The organism is Paractinoplanes atraurantiacus (assembly GCF_900215205.1).
Classification (GTDB): Bacteria; Actinomycetota; Actinomycetes; order Mycobacteriales; family Micromonosporaceae; genus Actinoplanes; species Actinoplanes atraurantiacus.
Window position 1 is genome coordinate 146,988 of sequence record NZ_OBDY01000020.1, and the last position, 18,654, is coordinate 165,641.

General features: G+C 71.0%; 15 protein-coding genes and 3 tRNA genes. 6 read left to right on the plus strand and 12 right to left on the minus strand.

The annotated features are described in order from the left end of the window. Window positions 1-183: 183 nt before the first annotated feature. The 4 genes from CRP55_RS34295 to CRP55_RS34310 all read left to right on the plus strand — a co-directional run bounded on the left by CRP55_RS34295 (window position 184) and on the right by CRP55_RS34310 (window position 4,596). Complete coding sequence (locus CRP55_RS34295; protein ID WP_097325711.1) at window positions 184-1,023, plus strand: MerR family transcriptional regulator; 840 nt, start codon at window positions 184-186, stop codon at window positions 1,021-1,023. Continuing rightward, on the plus strand, window positions 998-1,918 hold the full coding sequence (locus CRP55_RS34300) for an ABC transporter ATP-binding protein (RefSeq protein ID WP_097325713.1): 921 nt from the start codon (window positions 998-1,000) through the stop codon (window positions 1,916-1,918). The genes CRP55_RS34295 and CRP55_RS34300 overlap by 26 nt, the downstream gene beginning before the upstream one ends. After that, a complete protein-coding gene (locus CRP55_RS34305) occupies window positions 1,915-3,498 on the plus strand; it encodes an efflux permease Rv1217c-related protein (protein WP_097325715.1) in 1,584 nt (527 codons plus the stop codon). The genes CRP55_RS34300 and CRP55_RS34305 overlap by 4 nt, the downstream gene beginning before the upstream one ends. A 99-nt stretch (window positions 3,499-3,597) precedes the next feature. Next, window positions 3,598-4,596, plus strand: coding sequence for an Acg family FMN-binding oxidoreductase (locus tag CRP55_RS34310; protein WP_097325717.1), 999 nt, complete (start codon window positions 3,598-3,600; stop codon window positions 4,594-4,596). A gap of 38 nt (window positions 4,597-4,634) precedes the next feature. On the opposite strand, the gene adhE is transcribed toward CRP55_RS34310, so the two are convergent. After that, the gene (gene adhE / locus CRP55_RS34315) at window positions 4,635-7,238 is read right to left on the minus strand and encodes a bifunctional acetaldehyde-CoA/alcohol dehydrogenase (RefSeq protein ID WP_342751601.1); all 2,604 of its coding nucleotides are present in this window, start codon (window positions 7,236-7,238) and stop codon (window positions 4,635-4,637) included. A 144-nt stretch (window positions 7,239-7,382) separates the two neighbouring features. After that, window positions 7,383-8,081, minus strand: a complete 699-nt coding sequence (locus CRP55_RS56100; RefSeq protein WP_097325801.1) for a universal stress protein — start codon at window positions 8,079-8,081, stop codon at window positions 7,383-7,385. Here CRP55_RS56100 and CRP55_RS34325 point away from each other — a divergent pair. Continuing rightward, a complete protein-coding gene (locus CRP55_RS34325; protein ID WP_097325720.1) occupies window positions 8,029-8,901 on the plus strand; it encodes a universal stress protein in 873 nt (290 codons plus the stop codon). The genes CRP55_RS56100 and CRP55_RS34325 overlap by 53 nt on opposite strands. Window positions 8,902-8,911: 10 nt before the next feature. Beyond that, window positions 8,912-11,551, plus strand: coding sequence for a bifunctional acetate--CoA ligase family protein/GNAT family N-acetyltransferase (locus CRP55_RS34330; RefSeq protein WP_097325722.1), 2,640 nt, complete (start codon window positions 8,912-8,914; stop codon window positions 11,549-11,551). 7 nt (window positions 11,552-11,558) lie between these two features. Here the strand turns inward: CRP55_RS34330 and CRP55_RS34335 are convergent. The 10 genes from CRP55_RS34335 to CRP55_RS34380 all read right to left on the minus strand — a co-directional run bounded on the left by CRP55_RS34335 (window position 11,559) and on the right by CRP55_RS34380 (window position 18,646). Then, window positions 11,559-11,632 (minus strand) — tRNA-Ile (locus CRP55_RS34335). A gap of 1 nt (window position 11,633) precedes the next feature. Continuing rightward, window positions 11,634-11,729: transfer RNA gene (locus tag CRP55_RS34340), tRNA-Ser, on the minus strand. 12 nt (window positions 11,730-11,741) lie between these two features. Continuing rightward, window positions 11,742-11,814: transfer RNA gene (locus tag CRP55_RS34345), tRNA-Leu, on the minus strand. 161 nt (window positions 11,815-11,975) lie between these two features. Further along, entirely contained in the window at window positions 11,976-13,400 is a 1,425-nt protein-coding gene (locus CRP55_RS34350) for an acyl-CoA synthetase (RefSeq protein WP_097325724.1), read from the minus strand. A gap of 4 nt (window positions 13,401-13,404) precedes the next feature. After that, on the minus strand, window positions 13,405-13,860 hold the full coding sequence (locus CRP55_RS34355; protein ID WP_097325726.1) for a MaoC family dehydratase: 456 nt from the start codon (window positions 13,858-13,860) through the stop codon (window positions 13,405-13,407). A gap of 57 nt (window positions 13,861-13,917) precedes the next feature. Next, window positions 13,918-14,808, minus strand: a complete 891-nt coding sequence (locus tag CRP55_RS34360) for an SDR family oxidoreductase (RefSeq protein ID WP_097325728.1) — start codon at window positions 14,806-14,808, stop codon at window positions 13,918-13,920. Next, a complete protein-coding gene (locus tag CRP55_RS34365) occupies window positions 14,805-16,148 on the minus strand; it encodes a hypothetical protein (protein WP_097325729.1) in 1,344 nt (447 codons plus the stop codon). The genes CRP55_RS34360 and CRP55_RS34365 overlap by 4 nt, the downstream gene beginning before the upstream one ends. Then, window positions 16,145-17,125 (minus strand): branched-chain amino acid ABC transporter permease, encoded by a 981-nt coding sequence (locus CRP55_RS34370; RefSeq protein WP_097325731.1) that lies wholly within the window; start codon window positions 17,123-17,125, stop codon window positions 16,145-16,147. Before CRP55_RS34370 ends, CRP55_RS34365 begins: the two co-directional genes overlap by 4 nt. Then, window positions 17,122-17,982 (minus strand): branched-chain amino acid ABC transporter permease, encoded by an 861-nt coding sequence (locus CRP55_RS34375; RefSeq protein WP_097325733.1) that lies wholly within the window; start codon window positions 17,980-17,982, stop codon window positions 17,122-17,124. The genes CRP55_RS34370 and CRP55_RS34375 overlap by 4 nt, the downstream gene beginning before the upstream one ends. Then, window positions 17,975-18,646, minus strand: coding sequence for an ABC transporter ATP-binding protein (locus CRP55_RS34380; protein WP_097325734.1), 672 nt, complete (start codon window positions 18,644-18,646; stop codon window positions 17,975-17,977). Before CRP55_RS34380 ends, CRP55_RS34375 begins: the two co-directional genes overlap by 8 nt. Window positions 18,647-18,654 lie beyond the last annotated feature (8 nt).

Sequence of the window (18,654 nt, forward strand, 5' to 3'; positions counted from 1 at the left end):
CGCGAGGGCGACGACCGTGGTCGCCGGCGCCGGAGCTGCGTCCGGCACCTCACTACCCTCACCGATCGGTGACCGGCCGTTCAGGTGCCCCTGGACCCCATCCCGCGGGACCAAGGTCCCGAGTCGGACCTGTCGATCGTGAAGGGTTGACTGTGACGTGACGTCACAGCGGACACTGCGAGTGTGCGCGTCAAAGAGCTGGCGGATCTGACCGGCACGACGGTCCGTACGATCCGCTACTACCACCAGATCGGCCTGGTGCCGGTGCCTGAGCGGTGCGGCGGTCACCGCGACTACGACCTCGTGCACGTCGCCCGGCTCGTTCGGATCCGCTGGCTCGCGCAGGCCGGCATCCCGCTGGCCACCATCGCGGTGATGCTCGGCGATCAGGCGCCGGCCGCCGCGACGCCGGATCTTCGCCGGCAGTCGGTCCTGGCCGATCTGCGGGCCGGTGTCAGCGCGTTGGAGCAACAGCTGCTCGAGCTCCAGGCCCAGCGCGACCGTATGCGCCGGCTCATCGCCGGGGTCGAGCGGGACGGCCACCTGTCCCCCATGCCCCCAGCCGTCGCGTCGTTCTACGACCGTATGCAGACCCGGGCCGCCGACGAGAAGACGCGGCGGGTCATCCGCCAGGAGCGGGACTTCATGGAGCTGGCGTTCTACCGCGGCGACATGCCCGTCGAGTCGGCGGTGGTGTACGAGAAACTCACCGAGGCCGGGCTGGCCGACAGCATCGCCCTGTTCGGGCAGATCGCCGAACGCGAGGAGCATGCCGGTTCCCTCGGCGAGCGGGAGATGGACCGCATCGCGACCGCCGTCGTCGACCGCCTCACCCGGCACATGGGTGCCGACGTGCACGACGTCCTGAAGTCGATCGACCTTGGCCTGGCCCGGCGGGCGGCCGACCTCTACGTACGGCTGGCGGAGCCACACCAGCGGCGCCTGGCCCGCACCATCGGCGACGCCTTGCTGACCACCATCGAGAAGGGTCAAGCGGATGACGGGGACACGGCACACCCATGAACCGGTGATCGACGTCCGCCACCTGGTCAAACGGTTCGGCCGGTTCACCGCGGTCGACGGCCTCGATCTCCAGGTGCAGCCCGGAAGTGTGCACGGCTTCCTCGGACCGAACGGGGCCGGCAAGACGACCACCATCCGGGCCCTGCTGGGTCTGTACCGCGCTACCGCCGGCCGGATCAGGGTGCTCGGCCTCGACCCGGCCCGGCACGCCGACGCGGTCACGCGGCAACTCTCGTACGTGCCTGGGGAGGTGACCCTGTGGCCGAACCTGACCGGGCAGGAGGTGCTCGACGCGCTGGCCGGCTTGCGGGGCCGCCGCGACGAGGCGGCGGAACGCCGGCTGACCGAGGCCTTCGCGCTGGACCCCCACCGCAAGGTGCGCACCTACTCGAAAGGCAACCGGCAGAAGGTGGTGCTCGTGGCGGCGTTCGCCGCTCCCACCGATCTGCTCATCCTCGACGAACCCACCTCCGGGCTCGACCCGCTGATGGAGGTCATGTTCCAGCAGTGCGTCCGGGACGCCGCCGCGGCCGGCCGCACGATCCTGCTCTCCAGCCACCTCCTCGCCGAGGTGGAGGACGTCTGCGACACCGTGACCATCATCAAGGACGGCCGGCTCGTGGAATCCGGCCGGCTGGCCGACATGCGACATCTCGCCGCGTCGACCGTCACCGCCCGGCCGCCGGCCGAGCAGTTTGCCGCCGTGATGGAGCGACTGCACCGGCTGGGCGTCGCCGCCGACTCCGACGCCGGCGTGCTGCACATGAGCGTGCCCCGCACGACCGTACCGGCGGCGCTCGGTCTGCTCGCCGAGGTCGAGGCGGACGACATCACCTGCACACCGGCGAGGCTCGAAGATCTCTTCCTTCGTCACTACGCGGTGGCTGCCCGATGAGGCTCACCTGGCTCCTGCTGCGCCGGCACCGGCTGTTCCTGGGCTGCTGGTTGCTTCTGCTCATCGCCATGAGCGCCGGAACCGTCACGGCGTACCAGAACACCTACCCGACCGGCCAACAGCGCCGCATCGCCGTCGCCCTCGCCCAGGACAACGCGGCCACCACCCTGATCTACGGGCGACTGCCGGGCCCCGGGACACCAGCACAGATGTACGTATGGGAGATCGGCGCCTGCACCACCATCCTGACCGCCGTCTTCGCCATACTGCTCACTGTCTCGCTGACCCGTGCCGCCGAGGACGACGGCACGCTCGAACTGCTGCGAAGCTGCGGCCTCACCGTTGATCAGCCGCTGTACGCCGCCACGGGCGTGCTTACCGCGTGCGCCGGCACCCTCGCCGCCGGCTGTGCCGTGGTCGTCGGCGTTCACGGCGGCCATGCCGACGGCGTCACGTGGGCCGGATCGGCGGCGTACGGCTCGGTCGTCGGATTGACGTTCCTGCTGTTCGCCGCCCTCACCATGCTGCTGGCGCAGATCGCGCCGACCGCCGGCCAGGCACGCCTGCTGGCCTTCGCCACCATGGGTGCGTCATTCACGGTACGGGCCTTTGCCGACACTCGGCCGGCCGGCTGGCTCAACTGGTGCAGCCCGCTGGGATTACGCGCGACAGTCGAGCCCTTCACCACCGATCGATGGACGGCGCTGTCGGCTCCCGCGGCGGCCACCGCCCTGGCGATCGGCGCCGCGACGTTCGTGGCGCGACGACGCGAGTTCGGCGCCGGCCTGCTGCGCCGGCGCGACACCCGACTCCGCCGGCTGCGAATTCGATCGACTGCCGGGCTCGCGGCCCGGCTGACGCGGGCCTCCGTGCTGACCTGGACGACCGCTGTCGCCACGATCGGCACCCTGTTCGCGGCCATGGGATCGGGTGCCGTCGACCAGCAACGCGACGGCGACATCGGCGGATTTCTCGGCGCTCAGCTCGGCGACGGCGAGCCGGCCGCCGGGTACCTGTCCTACTGCGGCACCGTCGTCGGCATCATGGTCTGCGTCTACGCGGTGTTGTCGGTCACGGCGAGCCGGCACGCTGAACGCCTCGGCCTCACCGACATGATGCTCGCCACCGGGGCACGCCGATGGGCACCGCTCGCCTCGCAGGCCACGGTCACCGCCGCCGGTGCGGCGATCATCCTCGCCGTGACGGCGATGGTGACGGCCCTCATCGCGCCGGCGGTCGTCGAGGGAGACGACATCACCACCCGCGCCTTGCTCTACACCGCCGGCCAATGGCCGGCCGCCGCCGCGATCACCGGCTGCACCGTTCTGCTCGCCGGGACAGCACCAAGGTTGACGGCCCTGGCCTGGCTGCCCCTCGCGGTCAGCGCCGCCCTCGCGCTCCTGGGCGATCTGCTGGAGGTGCCTCCGAGGATCCAGGACCTCGGTCTGTTCGGACACGTCCCCGACGCCGCGGCGGCTGACTCCACGCCAGTGGCGCTCCTGGTGCTGGCCGGCGCCGGCGCTTTGATGTGCCTTACGGGGCTCATCGGCATGAATCGACGGGATCTGGTCACGGGCTGACCACCCCACCTGACCGGCGTCATTGGGGTCTTTCGGCCCTCACCCGCTCCGGCTGCCGCCTGCGACGGTGGAGGGACTCGGACGAGTCCGGAGGTTGCCATGACCAGGCCCGAGAAAGACGTGACCCGCGCCGAGGCGCGCACCGCTCTCGAGGTGGCGGCCCGAGAATCGCTGCGAGCACCATCGGTGTTCAACACCCAGCCGTGGAAATGGCGCCTCACCGGCGACACGCTGGAGTTGTCCTCCGATCCGGCCCGCCGGCTCGGAGTCACCGATGCCGAGGGCCGTCTGTTGCTGATCAGCTGCGGCGGCGCCCTGCATCACGCGCGGGTGTCCCTCGCCGCTGCCGGGTGGCGCGCCGAGGTGCAGCGCCTTCCCGACGACCAGCGCCCGGACCTGCTGGCCCGCGTCCGGGTCGTGGGTCGCACCGCCGCCGACACCCAGGCCGAGGAGCTCGTCGCCGTCATTCCTCGGCGGCGCACCGATCGCCGCGCGTTCGGCGACCGGCCGGTAACTCAGGAGACCCTGGACCGCCTGCGCCGGCTCGTCGAGGCTCAGGGCGCCTATCTGCACGTGGTGCCGGATGACCGGGTGCCGGAGCTCGCCATCGCGGTCGACGAGGCCGCCGACGCCAACTACTTCGACCCCGCGCATCACAGCGAGCTGACCAAGTGGACGCATCGCCCCGCCTGGGCCGACGACGGGGTGCCCGCCACCACAGCCGTGCAGCCCGGCCTGCGCCGGGTACCCGTCCGCAACTTCCTCCCGGACGGCTCCCCCGGCATGCTTCCCGGCGCCGACCACGACGAGGGCGCCGCGTACGTGATCATCTTTGGGACCACGGACAAGCCGGTCGATCTGCTGCGCGGCGGCGAGGCCATGTCGGCCCTGCTCCTGCGGGCCACCGCCGAAGGGCTGGCGACCGCGCCGATCAGCGAGGCGGTCGAGGTGGCGTGGCCACGCCGTCTGCTGAGCCGGCTGCTGTCCGGGGTGGGCGAGCCCTACCTGATCGTGCGGCTCGGCTATGTCGAGGCGCCGGGCACAGTGCCTCCCACGCCACGTCGCCCGCCCACCGACGTGATCCAGATCGAGGACTGACCGCCGCCGCTCGGCTCCGGATCGCTTCTGCCGGCCGGTCAGCCGTAGTACGCGTCGCGCATCAGCAGCTGCATGTCGTCCAGCATCGGCATCCTCGGGTTGGCCGGCGCGCACTGGTCCTCGTACGCGTTGAGAGCCTGCCTGGGCAGGGCGGCGAGGAACTCGCTCTCGTCGACGCCCAGCTTGGCGAAGGAGGGCTCGATGCCGACCGCGTCTCTCAGCGTCTCGACCGCCGCAGCAAGCGATGCCACTCCCTCTTGCGCCGTGGCAGCGGGCAGGCCGAGCATCCGGGCGATCTCGGCGAAGCGCTCGGGCGCCCGGTAGCTCTCGTACTTCGGCCACCCGGACAACTTCGACGGCATGGACCCGTTGTAGCGGATCACGTGCGGCAGAAGCACCGCGTTGGTGCGCCCGTGTGCGATGTGGAAGGTGGCGCCGAGCGTGTGCGACATGGCGTGCACGATGCCGAGGAACGCGCTGCCGAAGGCCATGCCGGCGATCGTTCCGGCGTTGTGCATGTGCTCGCGCGCCCGCGGATCGCCGGCCACGACGGACTGCTCGAGGTTGGCGAAGATCAGCCGGATGGCGTGCAGCGCCAGGCCGTCGGTGAAGTCGCTGGCATAGACCGACACGTACGCCTCGATCGCGTGGGTCAGCGCGTCGAAGCCGCTGTCCGCTGCGATCACCCGCGGAAGGCTCGCGGCGAGCTGCGGATCGACGATGGCGACCGTGGGCGTCAACGCGTAGTCGGCCAGCGGATACTTCTTACCGGTGACGTGGTCGGTGATGACCGCGAACGGCGTGACCTCCGCGCCGGTGCCCGAGGTCGTCGGGATGCACACCAGCTGCGCCAAAGAGCCGAGCGCGGGGAACGCGAACGCCCGCTTGCGGATGTCGAAGAACTTCTCCCGCATGTCATCGAAGTCGACCTCGGGGTGCTCGTACTTGAGCCACATCACCTTGGCCGCGTCCATGGCCGACCCACCGCCGAGCGCGATGATGGTGTCCGGCCGGAACGAGCGCATCAGCGCGGCGCCGCGGTCCACCGTGGTCATCCGCGGCTCCGGCTCGACGTCGTCGATGATCTGCAGGGTCACCCGGTTGAGCCGGCTCTGCAGCACGCGGTCGATCCGGTCGACGAAGCCGAGCCGGGTCATCGTCTCATCGGTGACCACCGTGACCCGCTCCACGTCCGGCATGTCGGTCAGGTAGCGGATCGCATGCGGCTCGAAGTAGATCTTCGAGGGCACCTTGAACCATTGCAGGTTATTGGTACGGCGGCCGATCCGCTTGACGTTGATCAGGTTCACCGCGGAGACGTTGTTCGACACCGAGTTGCCGCCGTAGCTACCGCAGCCGAGGGTCAGCGAGGGCAGGAACGCGTTGTACATGTCCCCGATGCCGCCCTGCGAGGCCGGTGAGTTCCAGATGATCCGTACGGCCTTCATCCGCCGTCCGAACTCCTTGACCAGCTCGTCGTCCTCGGTGTGGATGACCGCGCTGTGCCCGAGACCGTGGAACTCCACCATCGCAGCGGCGTAGCTCAGGCCCTCTTCGCGGGAGCGGGCGCGCAGGACAGCCAGGACCGGGGCGAGCTTCTCGCGGGTCAGCGGCTCGCGCGGGCCGACTTCGCCGACCTCGGCCAGGATGATCGAAGTCTCCGGCGGCACGCGGAAGCCCGCCTGCTCGGCGACCCATGCGGCGGTCCGGCCGACGACGTCGGGGTTGAGCCGGTCGCCGTCGCAGCCGACGCCGTCGGCCGCGACGCCGAAGATGAACTGCTCGAGCCGGGCCTTCTCGGTGGGTGTGGCAACGTACGCGTGCAGCCGGCCGAACTCGGCGAGCGCGTCGTCGTAGATGGCGTCGTCGAGGATGACGGCCTGCTCGGAAGCGCAGATCATGCCGTTGTCGAACGACTTGGACAGCACGATGTCGTGCACGGCGCGCCGCAGGTCGGCGCTCGATTCGACGTACGCCGGGACGTTGCCGGCGCCGACGCCCAGCGCGGGCTTGCCGGCTGAGTAGGCGGCGCGGACCATGCTGTTGCCGCCGGTGGCGAGGATCGTCGCGACGCCGGGGTGGTGCATCAGGGCGGTGGTCGTCTCGACCGACGGTTCCTGGATCCACTGGATGCAGTGCTCGGGCGCGCCGGCCGCGATCGCGGCATCACGCACCACGCGAGCCGCCTCGGCGCTGCACCGCTGCGCCGCCGGGTGAAAGGCGAAGACGATCGGGTTGCGGGTCTTGAGCGCCATCAGCGCCTTGAAGATCGTCGTGGAGGTCGGGTTGGTGACCGGGGTGATGCCCGCGATCACCCCGACCGGGTCGGCGATCTCGACGATACCGTTGATCTCGTCCTCGGCGATCACTCCGACGGTACGCAGCTTCGCCATGCTGTGCGTGACGTGCTCGCAGGCGAACAGGTTCTTGACCGCCTTGTCCTCGAACACCCCGCGGCCGGTCTCCTCGACCGCGAGCCTGGCCAGCGTGGCGTGCTGGTCGAGGGCCGCCACGGAGGCCTTCTTGACGATCCGGTCGATCTGCTCCTGGTCGAAGGCGGCGTACTCGTCGAGTGCCCGCAGCCCTTGAGCTACGAGAGCCTCCACAGTCATGACGTTTCCTCTCCCGGCGTTCGCGGGCACGCGTCACCGAAGAACAGGCCCGAGGCCAGCGCCTCAGGCCGCGGTCCGTGAGCCGGCCTTGGTCTTGTGTCTCCGACGCTAAGACCGCACTTCTGGGTGGGACAGAACCGACGGTCCCGCCGCGACAGGACCTTCGGCCCCGGGTCACCAAACAGATTGAGTGATCGAACGCGGCCGATGAGGCACGACGGTCACGGGGCAGGTGGCGCGGACGAGCACCGCCGCCGCCGTACCGCCCGTCGCGTCATGATCGCTGGTCTCTCCGACGACGAGCAGCGATGCGCCCGCGCTGACATCGGCCAGCGCGCCGGCCGGGTCGGCAGCATGCACGACGTCGCGTTCGACCGCCGGACCCGGCTCGCCGAGATGGTTGCCGACGAGCGTATCGACGAACCGAAGGGCCTCTCCGATGTCACGGAGGCAACGACGGTGGTGCATGCAGTGCGGCGGCCGGCAGTCCGACCAGATGTAGACCACGCGCAGCGGAACTCCGAGCCGCTCGGCCATTTCACTGCCGCGCCGCAACAGACGTCTGGCGTTGCCGTCGTCGTCCACGGCAACGACGACCGGGCCGGCGGCTCGGACCACAGCGGACGTTGCCGGCTCGCTTGGGACCCGTACGTGCGGCAATGTGGCGGCGGACATCGTTCCTCCCCTCGTCCATCTCCACCATCGCGCCTCTAAGCCGGCCGGCGCCCGAGTCGCCATACCCGGGGAAGGAGGACCTAAGGCCCTGCCCTCAAGCATCGATGAGTCCCGACGATGAAGAGAGACCGAGAGGGGTACGGCCATGAACACCAGGCCCGTCATCGTCGCCACCGACGGTACCGACTGCAGCGCCATCGCCGTCGACTGGGCGGCCCACGAAGCCCGCCGCCGTCACCTGCCGCTACGCATCGTGCACGCCTTCGACTGGGACTGGCAGGACGCACGCTACGACTTCAAGGGCGAGCTGGTGATCATCGCCCGTAAGATCGCCGAGGCGATCGTCGCCGCGGCGTGGGACCGCGCCCGCGAGATCGCTCCGGACATCACCATCGAGACCGACACCCTCACCGGGCACGCCGCCCCGCGATTGCTCGAGGTGTCTCGCGGCGCGGAGTTGCTCGTACTCGGCAGCCGGGGCCGGGGCGGCTTCACCGGGCTGCTGCTCGGCTCCGTCAGCCAGCGTGTCGCCACCCACGCCGCCGGCCCGGTCGTGGTTGTCCGTGGGCACGCCACCGCACCCAGCGGGCCGATCGCGGCCGGTGTCGACGATTCGCCCGCCGCCGATCTCGTCCTTGAGACCGCTTTCACGACGGCCGCCGGGCAGGGCTGCCCGCTGACCATCGTGCGCGCCTACCTTCCGGTGATCCCGCTCTGGCTGTCCGACGTGGCGCCGCCGACGGTCGACACGCCGCAGCAGGACGCCGCGGAGACCGAACGCCTCGAGGAGCAGCTCGCGCCCTGGCGGGCGAAGTACCCGGGCGTGCCGGTCAAGACAGTGGTGACCCACGAGAGCGCCGCCTTCGCTCTGGAACGCGAGTCCCGCCACGCCCGTCTGGTCGTCGTCGGTAACCGCGGCCACGGCCTGCTGGCCGGCGCGTTCCTCGGCTCGACAACGCTGCAGCTGCTGTACCACGCGGCCTGCCCGGTCCTCATCACCCGGCCGCAACCGGCCTGAGGAGGCCACCATGGCCTTGGACGCCCTCACCTCCGACGGCGCGATCGTCGCGATCCGGCCCGTACGGCCGGCCGACCGCGCCGCACTCTCCCGGCTCTACCACGAGGCGAGTCCGGAAAGCCTGCGGCTGCGATTCTTCGCCGCGCCCAGTGCGGCCAGTCTCGATGCCGAGGTCGACCGGCTGTGCGCGCCGGAATCGGACAGCCACGTGGCGATGGTGGCGTCCGAGGGCGAGACGCCGGTCGGGGTGGCGTCGTGCGGAAGCCCGGACCACACCGGCCGGCGCGCCGAGTTCGCCGTCTTCGTGGCCGACGCCCACCGCGGTCGCGGCATCGGCACCTTGTTGCTGGAGCACCTCGCCGCCCGGGCTCGCCGCCACGGCATCGAGGAGCTCATCGGCGAAGTGCTTCCGGGCAACGCCGCGATGCTTCGCGTCGCCCGCGATCTCAGCCCGGACGGGTGGTCCCGCTTCGACGCCGGGATCGTGGACGTAGGTGTCGCGATGCGCGACGACACGATCGGACCGGCCGTCGACGCACGCGACCGAGCCGCGGAACGCGCCTCCCTGCGCGCGGTGCTGTCACCTACGTCGGTCGCCGTCGTGGGGGCGGGTCACCGGCCCGGCGGCGTCGGCCACGAAACACTGCGAGCGATACGCGAGTACGGCTTCACCGGCCGTCTGCACGCCGTCAACCGCAGCGGCGCCACAGTGGCGGGAGTTCCCGCCTGCCGCTCGGTGCTGGACCTGCCCGGCCCGATCGACCTGCTGGTCGTCGCCGTGCCCGCCGACCAGGTTGCCGACGTGCTCGCCGACGGTGCACACGTGGGCGTCCGGGGCGCGATCGTGCTCAGTGCCGGGTTCTCCGAGGACGGCGATGAGGGACGCCGGCGCCAGCACGATCTGCTCCGGCTCGCCCGCCGCCACGGCATTCGGTTGATCGGGCCCAACTGCCTCGGCGTCGTCAACACCGATGCCTCCGTCAGCCTCGACGCCTGCTTCGCCCCGCACGAGCCGGCGACGGGTGGCCTTGCGATCGCCGCCCAGTCCGGCGCGGTCGGCATCGCCCTGCTCGAGCAGGACCTGGGCGTCTCCACCTTCGTATCGCTGGGTAACAAGGCCGACGTCAGCGGCAACGACCTCATCGCCTACTGGTACGACGACCCGGCCACCCGAGCCGTCGCGCTCTACCTCGAATCGTTCGGCAACCCCCGCAAGTTCGCCCGCACCGTGCGGGCCCTCGGCCGCCGCAAGCCCGTGCTCGCCCTCAAGAGCGGACGCTCGGATGCCGGGCGGAGGGCCGGCGCCTCGCACACCGCCGCAGCCGCCGCGCCCGCCGCCACCGTCGACACCCTGTTCGCGCAGGCCGGCGTCGTCCGTCCGGACTGCCTCGGTGACCTCATCGACGCCGCGCGGATGCTCACCGATCAGCCGCTGCCCGCCGGGCACCGGCTCGGCGTCGTCAGCAACGCCGGCGGCCTCAACGTCCTCGCAGCCGACACCGCGGAGGGCGCCGGCCTGACCGTGCCGCCCCTCACGACGTCCGGCAATCCGCTCGATCTCGGCGCCGGCGCATCGCCCTCCGCGTTCGCGGCCGCGACCGCGGCCGTCGCGGGCAGCGGCGAAACCGACATGCTCCTGGTCATCGTCATCGGTACGCGGGCCAACGATTCCGCCGCGACAGCCGCCGCCGTCGGACGGGTCGCGGACGACCACCCGAATCTGCCCCTGGCCGCGGTGCTGATCGGCGGCGACGTGAGGACGACGCGGCTCGGCGGGCGCGGCGCGCCCGTCTACGAGTCGCCGGAGCGGGCCGTCCGCGCCTTCGGGCACGCCGCCGCGTATGCCGAGTGGCGCCGCCAACCGCTCGGCCGCCGTCCGGTCCTCACCGGCATCGACGCCGGTCGCGCGCGCTCGGCGGTACGCCGGGCCCTGGCCGAAGGCGGCGGCTGGCAGACCTACGAACGCACCGTGGAGATCCTCGGCGCCTACGGCATAGCCGTGCTCCCCGCGATGACGGCGATCTCCGGCGTCGCCGCTCTGACGGCCGCCAACCGCCTCGGATATCCCGTCGTGCTGAAGTCCGCCGACCCGTCCCTCGTGCACAAGACCGACACCGGCGGCGTCCGGCTCGGCCTCACCGGCCCGGACCAGGTTCGCCGGGCGTACGACGCCGTGTCCGCTGCCGGGCGTCCCGGCAGCGGGGTGCTGGTGCAGCGCCAGATCACCGCGCCGGTGGAACTGGTCGCCGGCGTCGCCCACGATCCGCTGTTCGGCTCCGTCGTGCTGCTCGGCCTCGGCGGGGTGCACACCGACCTGCTCGGTGACCGCGCGCTTCGCCTGGTGCCGATGACCGACCTCGACGCCGGCCGGATGTGGCGCGGCCTGCGCGCCGCGCCGCTGCTCACCGGCTACCGCGGGTCGGCGCCGGTCAACACCATCGCGCTCGAGGACCTGCTGCTGCGCCTCGGCCGGCTGGCCGAGGACTTCCCCGAGGTCGCCGAGCTGGACCTCAACCCCGTACTCGCCGGACCCGACGATGTCGTCGCCGTCGACGCGAAGCTCCGGCTGGCGCCGGCCGGCGCCGAGCCGGACCCGATATTGCGCTCCCTGCGCCCGGCAGAACTCTCCCGCGAGGAGACGCCATCATGACCCTGCGTGTCGCCGGGTGGGGTCGAACCACCGGCCTCGGACTTATCAGGTCCGCGCTCTGACCTTCTGAGCTACGGCGACATGGAGGAGAGCGAGGGATTCGAACCCTCGGCAGAGACATTCATCCCTGCTGCGGATTAGCACTCCGCTGCCTTAAACCGGACTCGGCCAGCTCTCCATTTTCACTGCGTACCCGGAGCGCGATTCGAACGCGCACTGGCGCCGTCCTGGGCGGCGTGCCTCTGCCGTTGGGCTACCCGGGCCTGGGTTTGTCGGGGAAAGAAAAAGCCGCCCGTTGAGAAGCGGGCGGCGGCGTCAGTTGCGCCACCGTCTTCGGCCACTCAGCAGGGAAATCGACATCTCGGTTCTCCTTTCCCCGCATCTCGGTGGTGATGTCGATGCTAGAGAACCGCCGGTCGCGCCTTCAACGCAATTTCCGGAGGTCGGCCTTGCGGACCTTGTTGGAGCCGGTGCGGGGCAGGTCGTCGACAAAGGTGAACTGGGCCGGGATCTTGTATTTGGCCAGGCGCTCGACGAGGTGATCGCGCAACTGGCCGGCGGTGGGTGGCGAGCCGGCGGCGGAAACGATGAAGGCTCGCCCCACCTCGCCCCACTTCTCGTCGGGGATGCCGATGACGGCGGCCTCGGCCACGGCCGGATGGGTGAACAGGGCGGCCTCCACCTCGGCCGGGTAGACGTTCTCGCCGCCGGAGATGTACATGTCTTTCAAGCGGTCGAGAATGTGAAAGTGGCCCGCGGCGTCGACGGAAGCCATGTCGCCGGTGCGAAGCCAACCGTCGGTGAAGGCGTCGGCCGTGGCGGCGGGATCGTTCCAGTAGCCGGGTGTCACGTTCGGGCCGCGGACGAGGACCTCGCCGGGATTGCCGTCGACGCGTACCTCCGTGAAGAAGACCGGGACCCCGGCCGAGCCGACGTGGTCGAGGCTTTCGCGGGCCTCCAGGAAGGTGGCGCCGGGCGCCGTCTCGGTCATGCCGTAGCCCTGGCAGAACGTCAGGCCACGCTCCTGATAGGCGCGGATCAGGGCCGGCGGGACGGCGGCGCCGCCGCTCATCACGCAGCGCAGGGACGACAGGTCGGTGTGCGGCCAGCGCGGGGACTGCGTGAGGGCGGCGAACATGGCCGCAACGCCGAACATCCAGGTCACGCGGCGGGACTCGATCAGGTCGAGGGCCTGCTCGGGGTTCCAGGAGGGCATGATGACGCAGCGGCCACCCTTCAGGATGGTCGGCAGCAGGCATTGGTTCAGGGCGGCCACGTGGAACAGCGGCGCGCCGATCAGGGTCACCTCGTCGCCGGCCACGTCGACGCCGACGAGCAGGTTGTACGTGTTCCAGATGACGTTTCCGTGGGTGAGCACCGCGCCTTTCGGGCGGCCGGTCGTGCCCGAGGTGTAGAGGATGAACGCCGGGTCGTCCAATTCCACGTCGATGTCGAGGGGCGGCCCGTCGATCCCGGACAGGTCGGTGAGGGCGATGGTCGTGGGTGCCTGGACGACAGCGCACTCCGGCGCGCGGATGAGGACCCGCGCGCCGGAGTGGTCGAGCTGATAGCGGACCTCGGCGGCCGTCAGCCGGAAGTTCAGCGGGACGAAGACCGCGCCCAGCAGGTGGGTGGCGAACAACGTCTCGACGAGTGCCGGATGGTTCGGCCCGAGGTAGGCGACGCGGTCGCCCCGGCCGACCCCGATGCCGCGCAATCGGTGGGCCAGCCGGGTGATCCGGTCACGCAGTTCGGCGTACGACCAGGAATCGTCTCCGAAGACCAGCGCGACCCGATCGGGCGAGATGGCGGCGCGCCGCGCCGGCCACGAGCCGAGTCCCCTGTTCATGGCATCAGGGGTAGTAGCGGTAGATCGGCCGGGCGACGCACGCCGGCTTGTCGCCGCCGTCGATCTCCACGGTGAAGTCGAGTTTCAGCTGCGCTCCCCCGCCACCGACCGGGGTGACCTCGGCGACCGTGGCCGCCAGGCGGATCTTCGACCCCACCTTCACCGGCGACGGGAATCGCACCTTGTCGAGGCCGTAGTTGATGCCCATCGACACGCCGCTGACCTGGAGCAGCTCGGAGAAGAACGGGATGACGAGCGACAGGGTGAGATAGCCGTGCGCGATCGGCGCCCCGAAGGGCCCCTGCTTCGCCTTCTCCACGTCGACGTGGATCCACTGGTGGTCGCCGGTGGCCTCGGCGAACTGGTTCACCCTGTCCTGGGTGACCTCGAGCCACGCGCTGTGCCCGAGGTCCCTCCCGGCGAGGGTCTTGAGCTCGTCGATGCCGTTGACGCTGATCATGTTTGGCGCCCCTTTCGTCTCCACGAATTCTCGCCCGGCCCGGCTGCGACTGCCGTCTCACTCTCGCGGCGCTCGGGGCGGCGGAATGCCGTACGTCTCCCACTCGGCCCCCGCCAGCTCGTCGGCTATCGCCTCGGCCTTCCACCCGCCGTCGGCGAACGCGACAGTCTTCTCCTTCGGGTGTGCCCACACGGCGAGCCGGTCGCCGCCGATCCCGATCGCCTGCCCGGTGATGGCGCTCGACGCGTCCGAGGCGAGGAAGACGACGAGCCCCGCCACGTCCTCGACCGTGCCCATCCCCTCGTCCCGCCGCATCCAGGCCGGCAGCGGCCCGTCCTGGTCCAGCAGCGGCGCGAAGGCCGGGATCGTCCTCGTCATCTCGGTCACCGCCACCGGGACGACCGCGTTGACCGTGACGTTCGCCCGAGCCAGTTCCAGCGCCCACGTCCGCGCCATGGCCGCGATCCCCGCCTTGGCCGCCGCGTAGTTGGTCTGCCCGAAGTTGCCCCGCTGCCCGGCCGGCGACGACACGAGGATCAGCCGCCCACCCTCACCCTGCTCCCGCATCTGGACGGCCGCCGCCCGCGCACAGGTGAAAGTTCCCTTCAGATGGACGCCGATGACGGCGTCGAACTCGTCGTCGCTCATCTTCCACAGCACCCGGTCGCGCAGGATGCCGGCGTTGGTGACCAGCACGTCGAGCCGGCCGAACTCCCGCACGGCCGTGGCCACCAGCAGATCGGCGGTCGCGGCCGGGCCCACCGCCGCCGCCACTCCCGCGGCCCGGCCACCGGCCGCGGTGATCTCGCCGACCGCCGCGGCGACCGCCTTCTCCTCGACGTCGTTGACCACCACCGCCGCCCCCGCCTGGGCCAGCGCCTTGGCGTACGCCAGGCCCAGCCCTCGCCCGCTGCCGGTGACGATCGCGACCTTCCCGCTCAGGTTCATCGCGCACCCACCGTGAACGGCCGTGGGTAGGGCGCCGGCCAGTACCGCACGTAGGCGGTGGACCCGGCGACCGCGTTCAGAGCTTCCGGCGAGGTCCCCGACCAATGCCCGCTGCCCACCCGCCGTTCCAGCGCCCGCAGCGCCGCCAGCATCTCCCCGTCGGTGAACGTGCAGTGTCCCGCCCGGTGCACGAACGCCTGCCGCAACAGCTCCGGCGACCGCACGGCTTCCCGGTAGGCCCGCTGCACCTGCACCGGCACCAGCGCGTCCCCGGTGGTGTGAATGGTCATCAGCGGATCCCTGAGCCTCCCCGTGAAGGACAGGTTCCGCGCGATGTAGGCCACCGCCCGGGGATCCGCGGTGATCCGGGGCGCCCGGGCCAGCGCGCGAAGGTCGTCGTCGAGCGACACCCCGGCGGCACGATAGAGAGCGGTGACTTCCTCGCGCAGCGACGAGCGGGCCAGCATCCGCCGGTAGTCCACGCCCGTGTTCCACGACATGTTGCCGCCGGCGCGGCTCTCCGCCTCCTCCCGCCACGACAGCCCCACGTAGATCGTCGTTCCCAGCGCCTTGGCCTGGTTGCGTTGCGCCGTCTCGTAATCCCTCGGCGCCGGCTCCGGCAACGCCGGATCCGTCCAGGCCGGGATGTTGTGCAATGCCGCCGCCAAGGCGGTCCGCGCGCGCCCCACCGCAGTCGTCTGCGCTTGCGCCAGAGCCGAGTTCAAGACCCCGGCAGAAGCAAAAGCATTGGCTTGATTCCCCAGCCGTACGAGGGGCAGGTCGCTGCCCGGGAGCAACAGGGTCCGCAGCGCGAAGAGCGGGTCGAGCGTGTTGTTCCAGTTGGCCACGCCCCCTTGCTCGAGCCCGCACATGGCCAGCCCACCCACGAACCGCCCCGAGTACCGCTCCAGCAGCCCCGTGGTGATCATTCCGCCCATCGAGGTTCCCCAGGCGAGCGTCCGCCGCGCCTTGCCGAACCGGGCCCCGAACACGTTCAGCGTCGCGATCTGGTCCGGCAGCGCCTGCTCCAGCACCCACCCGGTGTCCGCATAGGACGATCCGATCAGCGCATAGCCTTGCCCGAGGAGCGTCTCCCGCGCCCCAGCGCTGGGCGCGTTCTGCGCCGGATTGGGCGCGCCTTTCGGTGTGTAGCCATGGCTGTAGAGAAGAAGCGTCCCGTTCCAAGTCTCCGGAACGTCGAACACATAGGCCGCTCCGGACCCCAGCACCCCTTCGACGTGAGTGACCGTCCCGGCCGCCGAGGCCCGAGCCGGCGCGGACAGCCCGGCCACGACCATCGTGAGCCCGGCGATCACAGCGGTGACGCGGCGGATTCTCATGCGCGTTCCTCCAGGAGTTCAGCGGACGGAGAGGCTGCGGCTCTCGAAGACCGCGAGGCCAGCCGCCGGGCCGTGGGGACGATTCCCTTGGGCATGTAGCGGACCGCGACGATCAGGAGCAGGGCGTAGACGGCGTACGAGAGGACGCTCGGCGCGTAGCTCGGCATGCCGGGCTGGGTGCCCAGCTCGTTCAGGAACTGGACCAGCAGGACGATCACCGCGGCGCCCACCACCGGGCCGGCGATGGTGCCCAGCCCGCCGACCACGGCCATGACCACGAACTCGATCGACAGCAGGACCGGGAACGAGCCGGGGGCCAGATAGCCCAGGTAGAAGGCGTAGACGCCGCCGGCCAGACCGGCGAAGGCGGCGGACAGGGCGAAGACCGCGAGGCGGTAGCCGCCGACCGGGACGCCGCTGGCCGCGGCCGCGGTCTCGCTCGTCGCGGCGGCTCTCAAGGCCCGGCCGGCTCGCGAGGCGACCACGTTGCGGGAGATGAGCAGGACTATGGCGAGAACGGCCCAGACGACGTACGCGTAACCGATGTCGTCTTTCAATCCGGACAGACGCGGGATGCCCTGCAGCCCGATGGCGCCGCCCGCCCACGTGCCCTGGCCCAGCAGGGACAGCAGGATCAGCTGGACGGCCAGCGTGGCGAAGGCCAGGTGATGCCCGCGCAGGCGCAGCAGCGGGGCGCCGAGCAGGACGGCGGCGACCGCCGCGATCACCGGGGCCAGCAGCAGGCCGATCAGGGAAGGGACGCCGTGCACGGACAGGAGGCCGGCCGCGTAGGCGCCGATCGCGTAGAACGCCGCCTGGCCCAGGGAGACCTGCCCGGCGTACCCCATGAGAAGCGAGACGCCGGCGGTGACCGTCGCGGCGAGCCCGAGCAGGATGTAGACCGCGAGTTGCTTCTCGGGCAGCAGCGGCGGCAACGCGAGCGTGACCACGACGACGGCCAGCAGGAGGTATTTCATCGGGCCGCCTCGCGGACCGGGCCGGTGCGGGCGGCTTGGACGATCATCACGGTGAGCATGAGGAGCAGGGCCACCTCCAGCTGGTAGGCGCCGCCGCCGTAACCGGCGATCAAGGTCTGGGTGACGCCGAGCAGGAGACCGCCGGCGAGCGCCACCGCGGGGCGGGTGAGGCCGCCCAGGACGGCGGCGGCGAAGCCGTTGACGATCAGGGTGACGTCGCTGTCGAAGGTGACCTGCTGCACGGGGGTGGTGAGCACACCGGCCAGGCCGCCCAGGGCGCCGCCGAGAGCGAAGGCCAGCAGGCCCATCCGGCGGACGTCGATGCCGACCACCCGGGCCGCGTATTTGTTGGAGGCGCAGGCCGACAGGGCCTTGCCGAGGTCGGTGCGGGTGAAGAACAAAGCCAGGGCGGCGAAGACGGGAACGGTCACGGCGATGATCAGCAGGTAGTGGGCCTGGATGCGGGCGCCGCCGATGGTGGCGACACCGGAGAGGCCGGGGAACGAGCGGGGCTGGTCACCCCAGAGGACGATCTCGACCGCGTACGCGAAGACGCCGAGGCCCAGGGTGACGATGAGTGACGTGCCGGGGTCGGTGCCGGGCTTGCCGATGGCGACCACGCCGACGAGGACGCCGACCACGGCGGCCACGACCACCGCCAGCGACTCCGACAGGACGTGCGGCAGGCCGGCCGTCAGCAGGGACGAGGTCAGCATGGCGGCGATGACGGCGAAGGCGCCCTGCGCGAAGTTGACCACGCCGGTGACCCGGTAGATGGCGACCAGGCCGCTGCCGACGAGTGCGAAGCCGGCGCCGATGCCGAGGCCGGTCAGCACGTAACCGAGGAAGTCACTCATAGTGGCCGCCCAGATAGGCCGCGGTCACCCGCTCGTCGGAGGCCAGAACGGCGGCGTCACCGACCAGGACGATCCGTCCGGCTTCCATGACGTACGCGCGGGAGCACAGCGACAGGGCCAGCCGCGCGTTCTGCTCGATCAGCAGCAGGGCCAGGCCCCGCTCGCGGTGCAGCGTCCGCAGGTGGTCCACGAGCGACTGGACGACCAGCGGGGCCAGGCCGAGGCTGAGCTCGTCGATCACCAGCACGTCGGGCCGGGCCATCAGCGCCCGCCCGATCGCCACCATCTGCTGCTGGCCGCCCGAGAGCGTGCCCGCGTCCCGGCGCCGCAGCGGCCCGAGCGCGGGCAGCAGGTCGTAGATGGCCGAGGTGTCGCGCCCGCGCCGCCCGTTGCGCCACCCACCCAGCCGCAGGTTGTCGTCGACGCTGAGGTCGGCGAAGACCTCCCGCCCTTCCGGCACCTGCGCGAGCCGCCCGTCGACGGTCACCCGCCCGGCGTCGGCTTTGACTAGCCCGGAGAGCGCTTTGACCAGCGTCGACTTCCCGGCCCCGTTGGCACCGATCAGAGCGACCATTTCCGACTTGTCCAGCGAGAGGGAAACGCCATCTAGGGCAGTCGCGCCCGAATAGCGCACCGTGAGGGAGGAGACGTCCACGAGGGTCATGCGCACAC

Coding starts and splice junctions, on each gene's coding strand:
- CRP55_RS34300 (WP_097325713.1), top strand. CDS start 998: ATGACGGGGACACGGCACACCCATGAACCGGTGATCGACGTCCGCCAC.
- CRP55_RS34305 (WP_097325715.1), top strand. CDS start 1,915: ATGAGGCTCACCTGGCTCCTGCTGCGCCGGCACCGGCTGTTCCTGGGC.
- CRP55_RS34310 (WP_097325717.1), top strand. CDS start 3,598: ATGACCAGGCCCGAGAAAGACGTGACCCGCGCCGAGGCGCGCACCGCT.
- CRP55_RS34325 (WP_097325720.1), top strand. CDS start 8,029: ATGAACACCAGGCCCGTCATCGTCGCCACCGACGGTACCGACTGCAGC.
- CRP55_RS56100 (WP_097325801.1), bottom strand. CDS start 8,081: ATGGCGCTGCAGTCGGTACCGTCGGTGGCGACGATGACGGGCCTGGTG.
- CRP55_RS34330 (WP_097325722.1), top strand. CDS start 8,912: ATGGCCTTGGACGCCCTCACCTCCGACGGCGCGATCGTCGCGATCCGG.
- CRP55_RS34350 (WP_097325724.1), bottom strand. CDS start 13,400: ATGAACAGGGGACTCGGCTCGTGGCCGGCGCGGCGCGCCGCCATCTCG.
- CRP55_RS34355 (WP_097325726.1), bottom strand. CDS start 13,860: ATGATCAGCGTCAACGGCATCGACGAGCTCAAGACCCTCGCCGGGAGG.
- CRP55_RS34360 (WP_097325728.1), bottom strand. CDS start 14,808: ATGAACCTGAGCGGGAAGGTCGCGATCGTCACCGGCAGCGGGCGAGGG.
- CRP55_RS34365 (WP_097325729.1), bottom strand. CDS start 16,148: ATGAGAATCCGCCGCGTCACCGCTGTGATCGCCGGGCTCACGATGGTC.
- CRP55_RS34370 (WP_097325731.1), bottom strand. CDS start 17,125: ATGAAATACCTCCTGCTGGCCGTCGTCGTGGTCACGCTCGCGTTGCCG.
- CRP55_RS34375 (WP_097325733.1), bottom strand. CDS start 17,982: ATGAGTGACTTCCTCGGTTACGTGCTGACCGGCCTCGGCATCGGCGCC.
- CRP55_RS34380 (WP_097325734.1), bottom strand. CDS start 18,646: ATGACCCTCGTGGACGTCTCCTCCCTCACGGTGCGCTATTCGGGCGCG.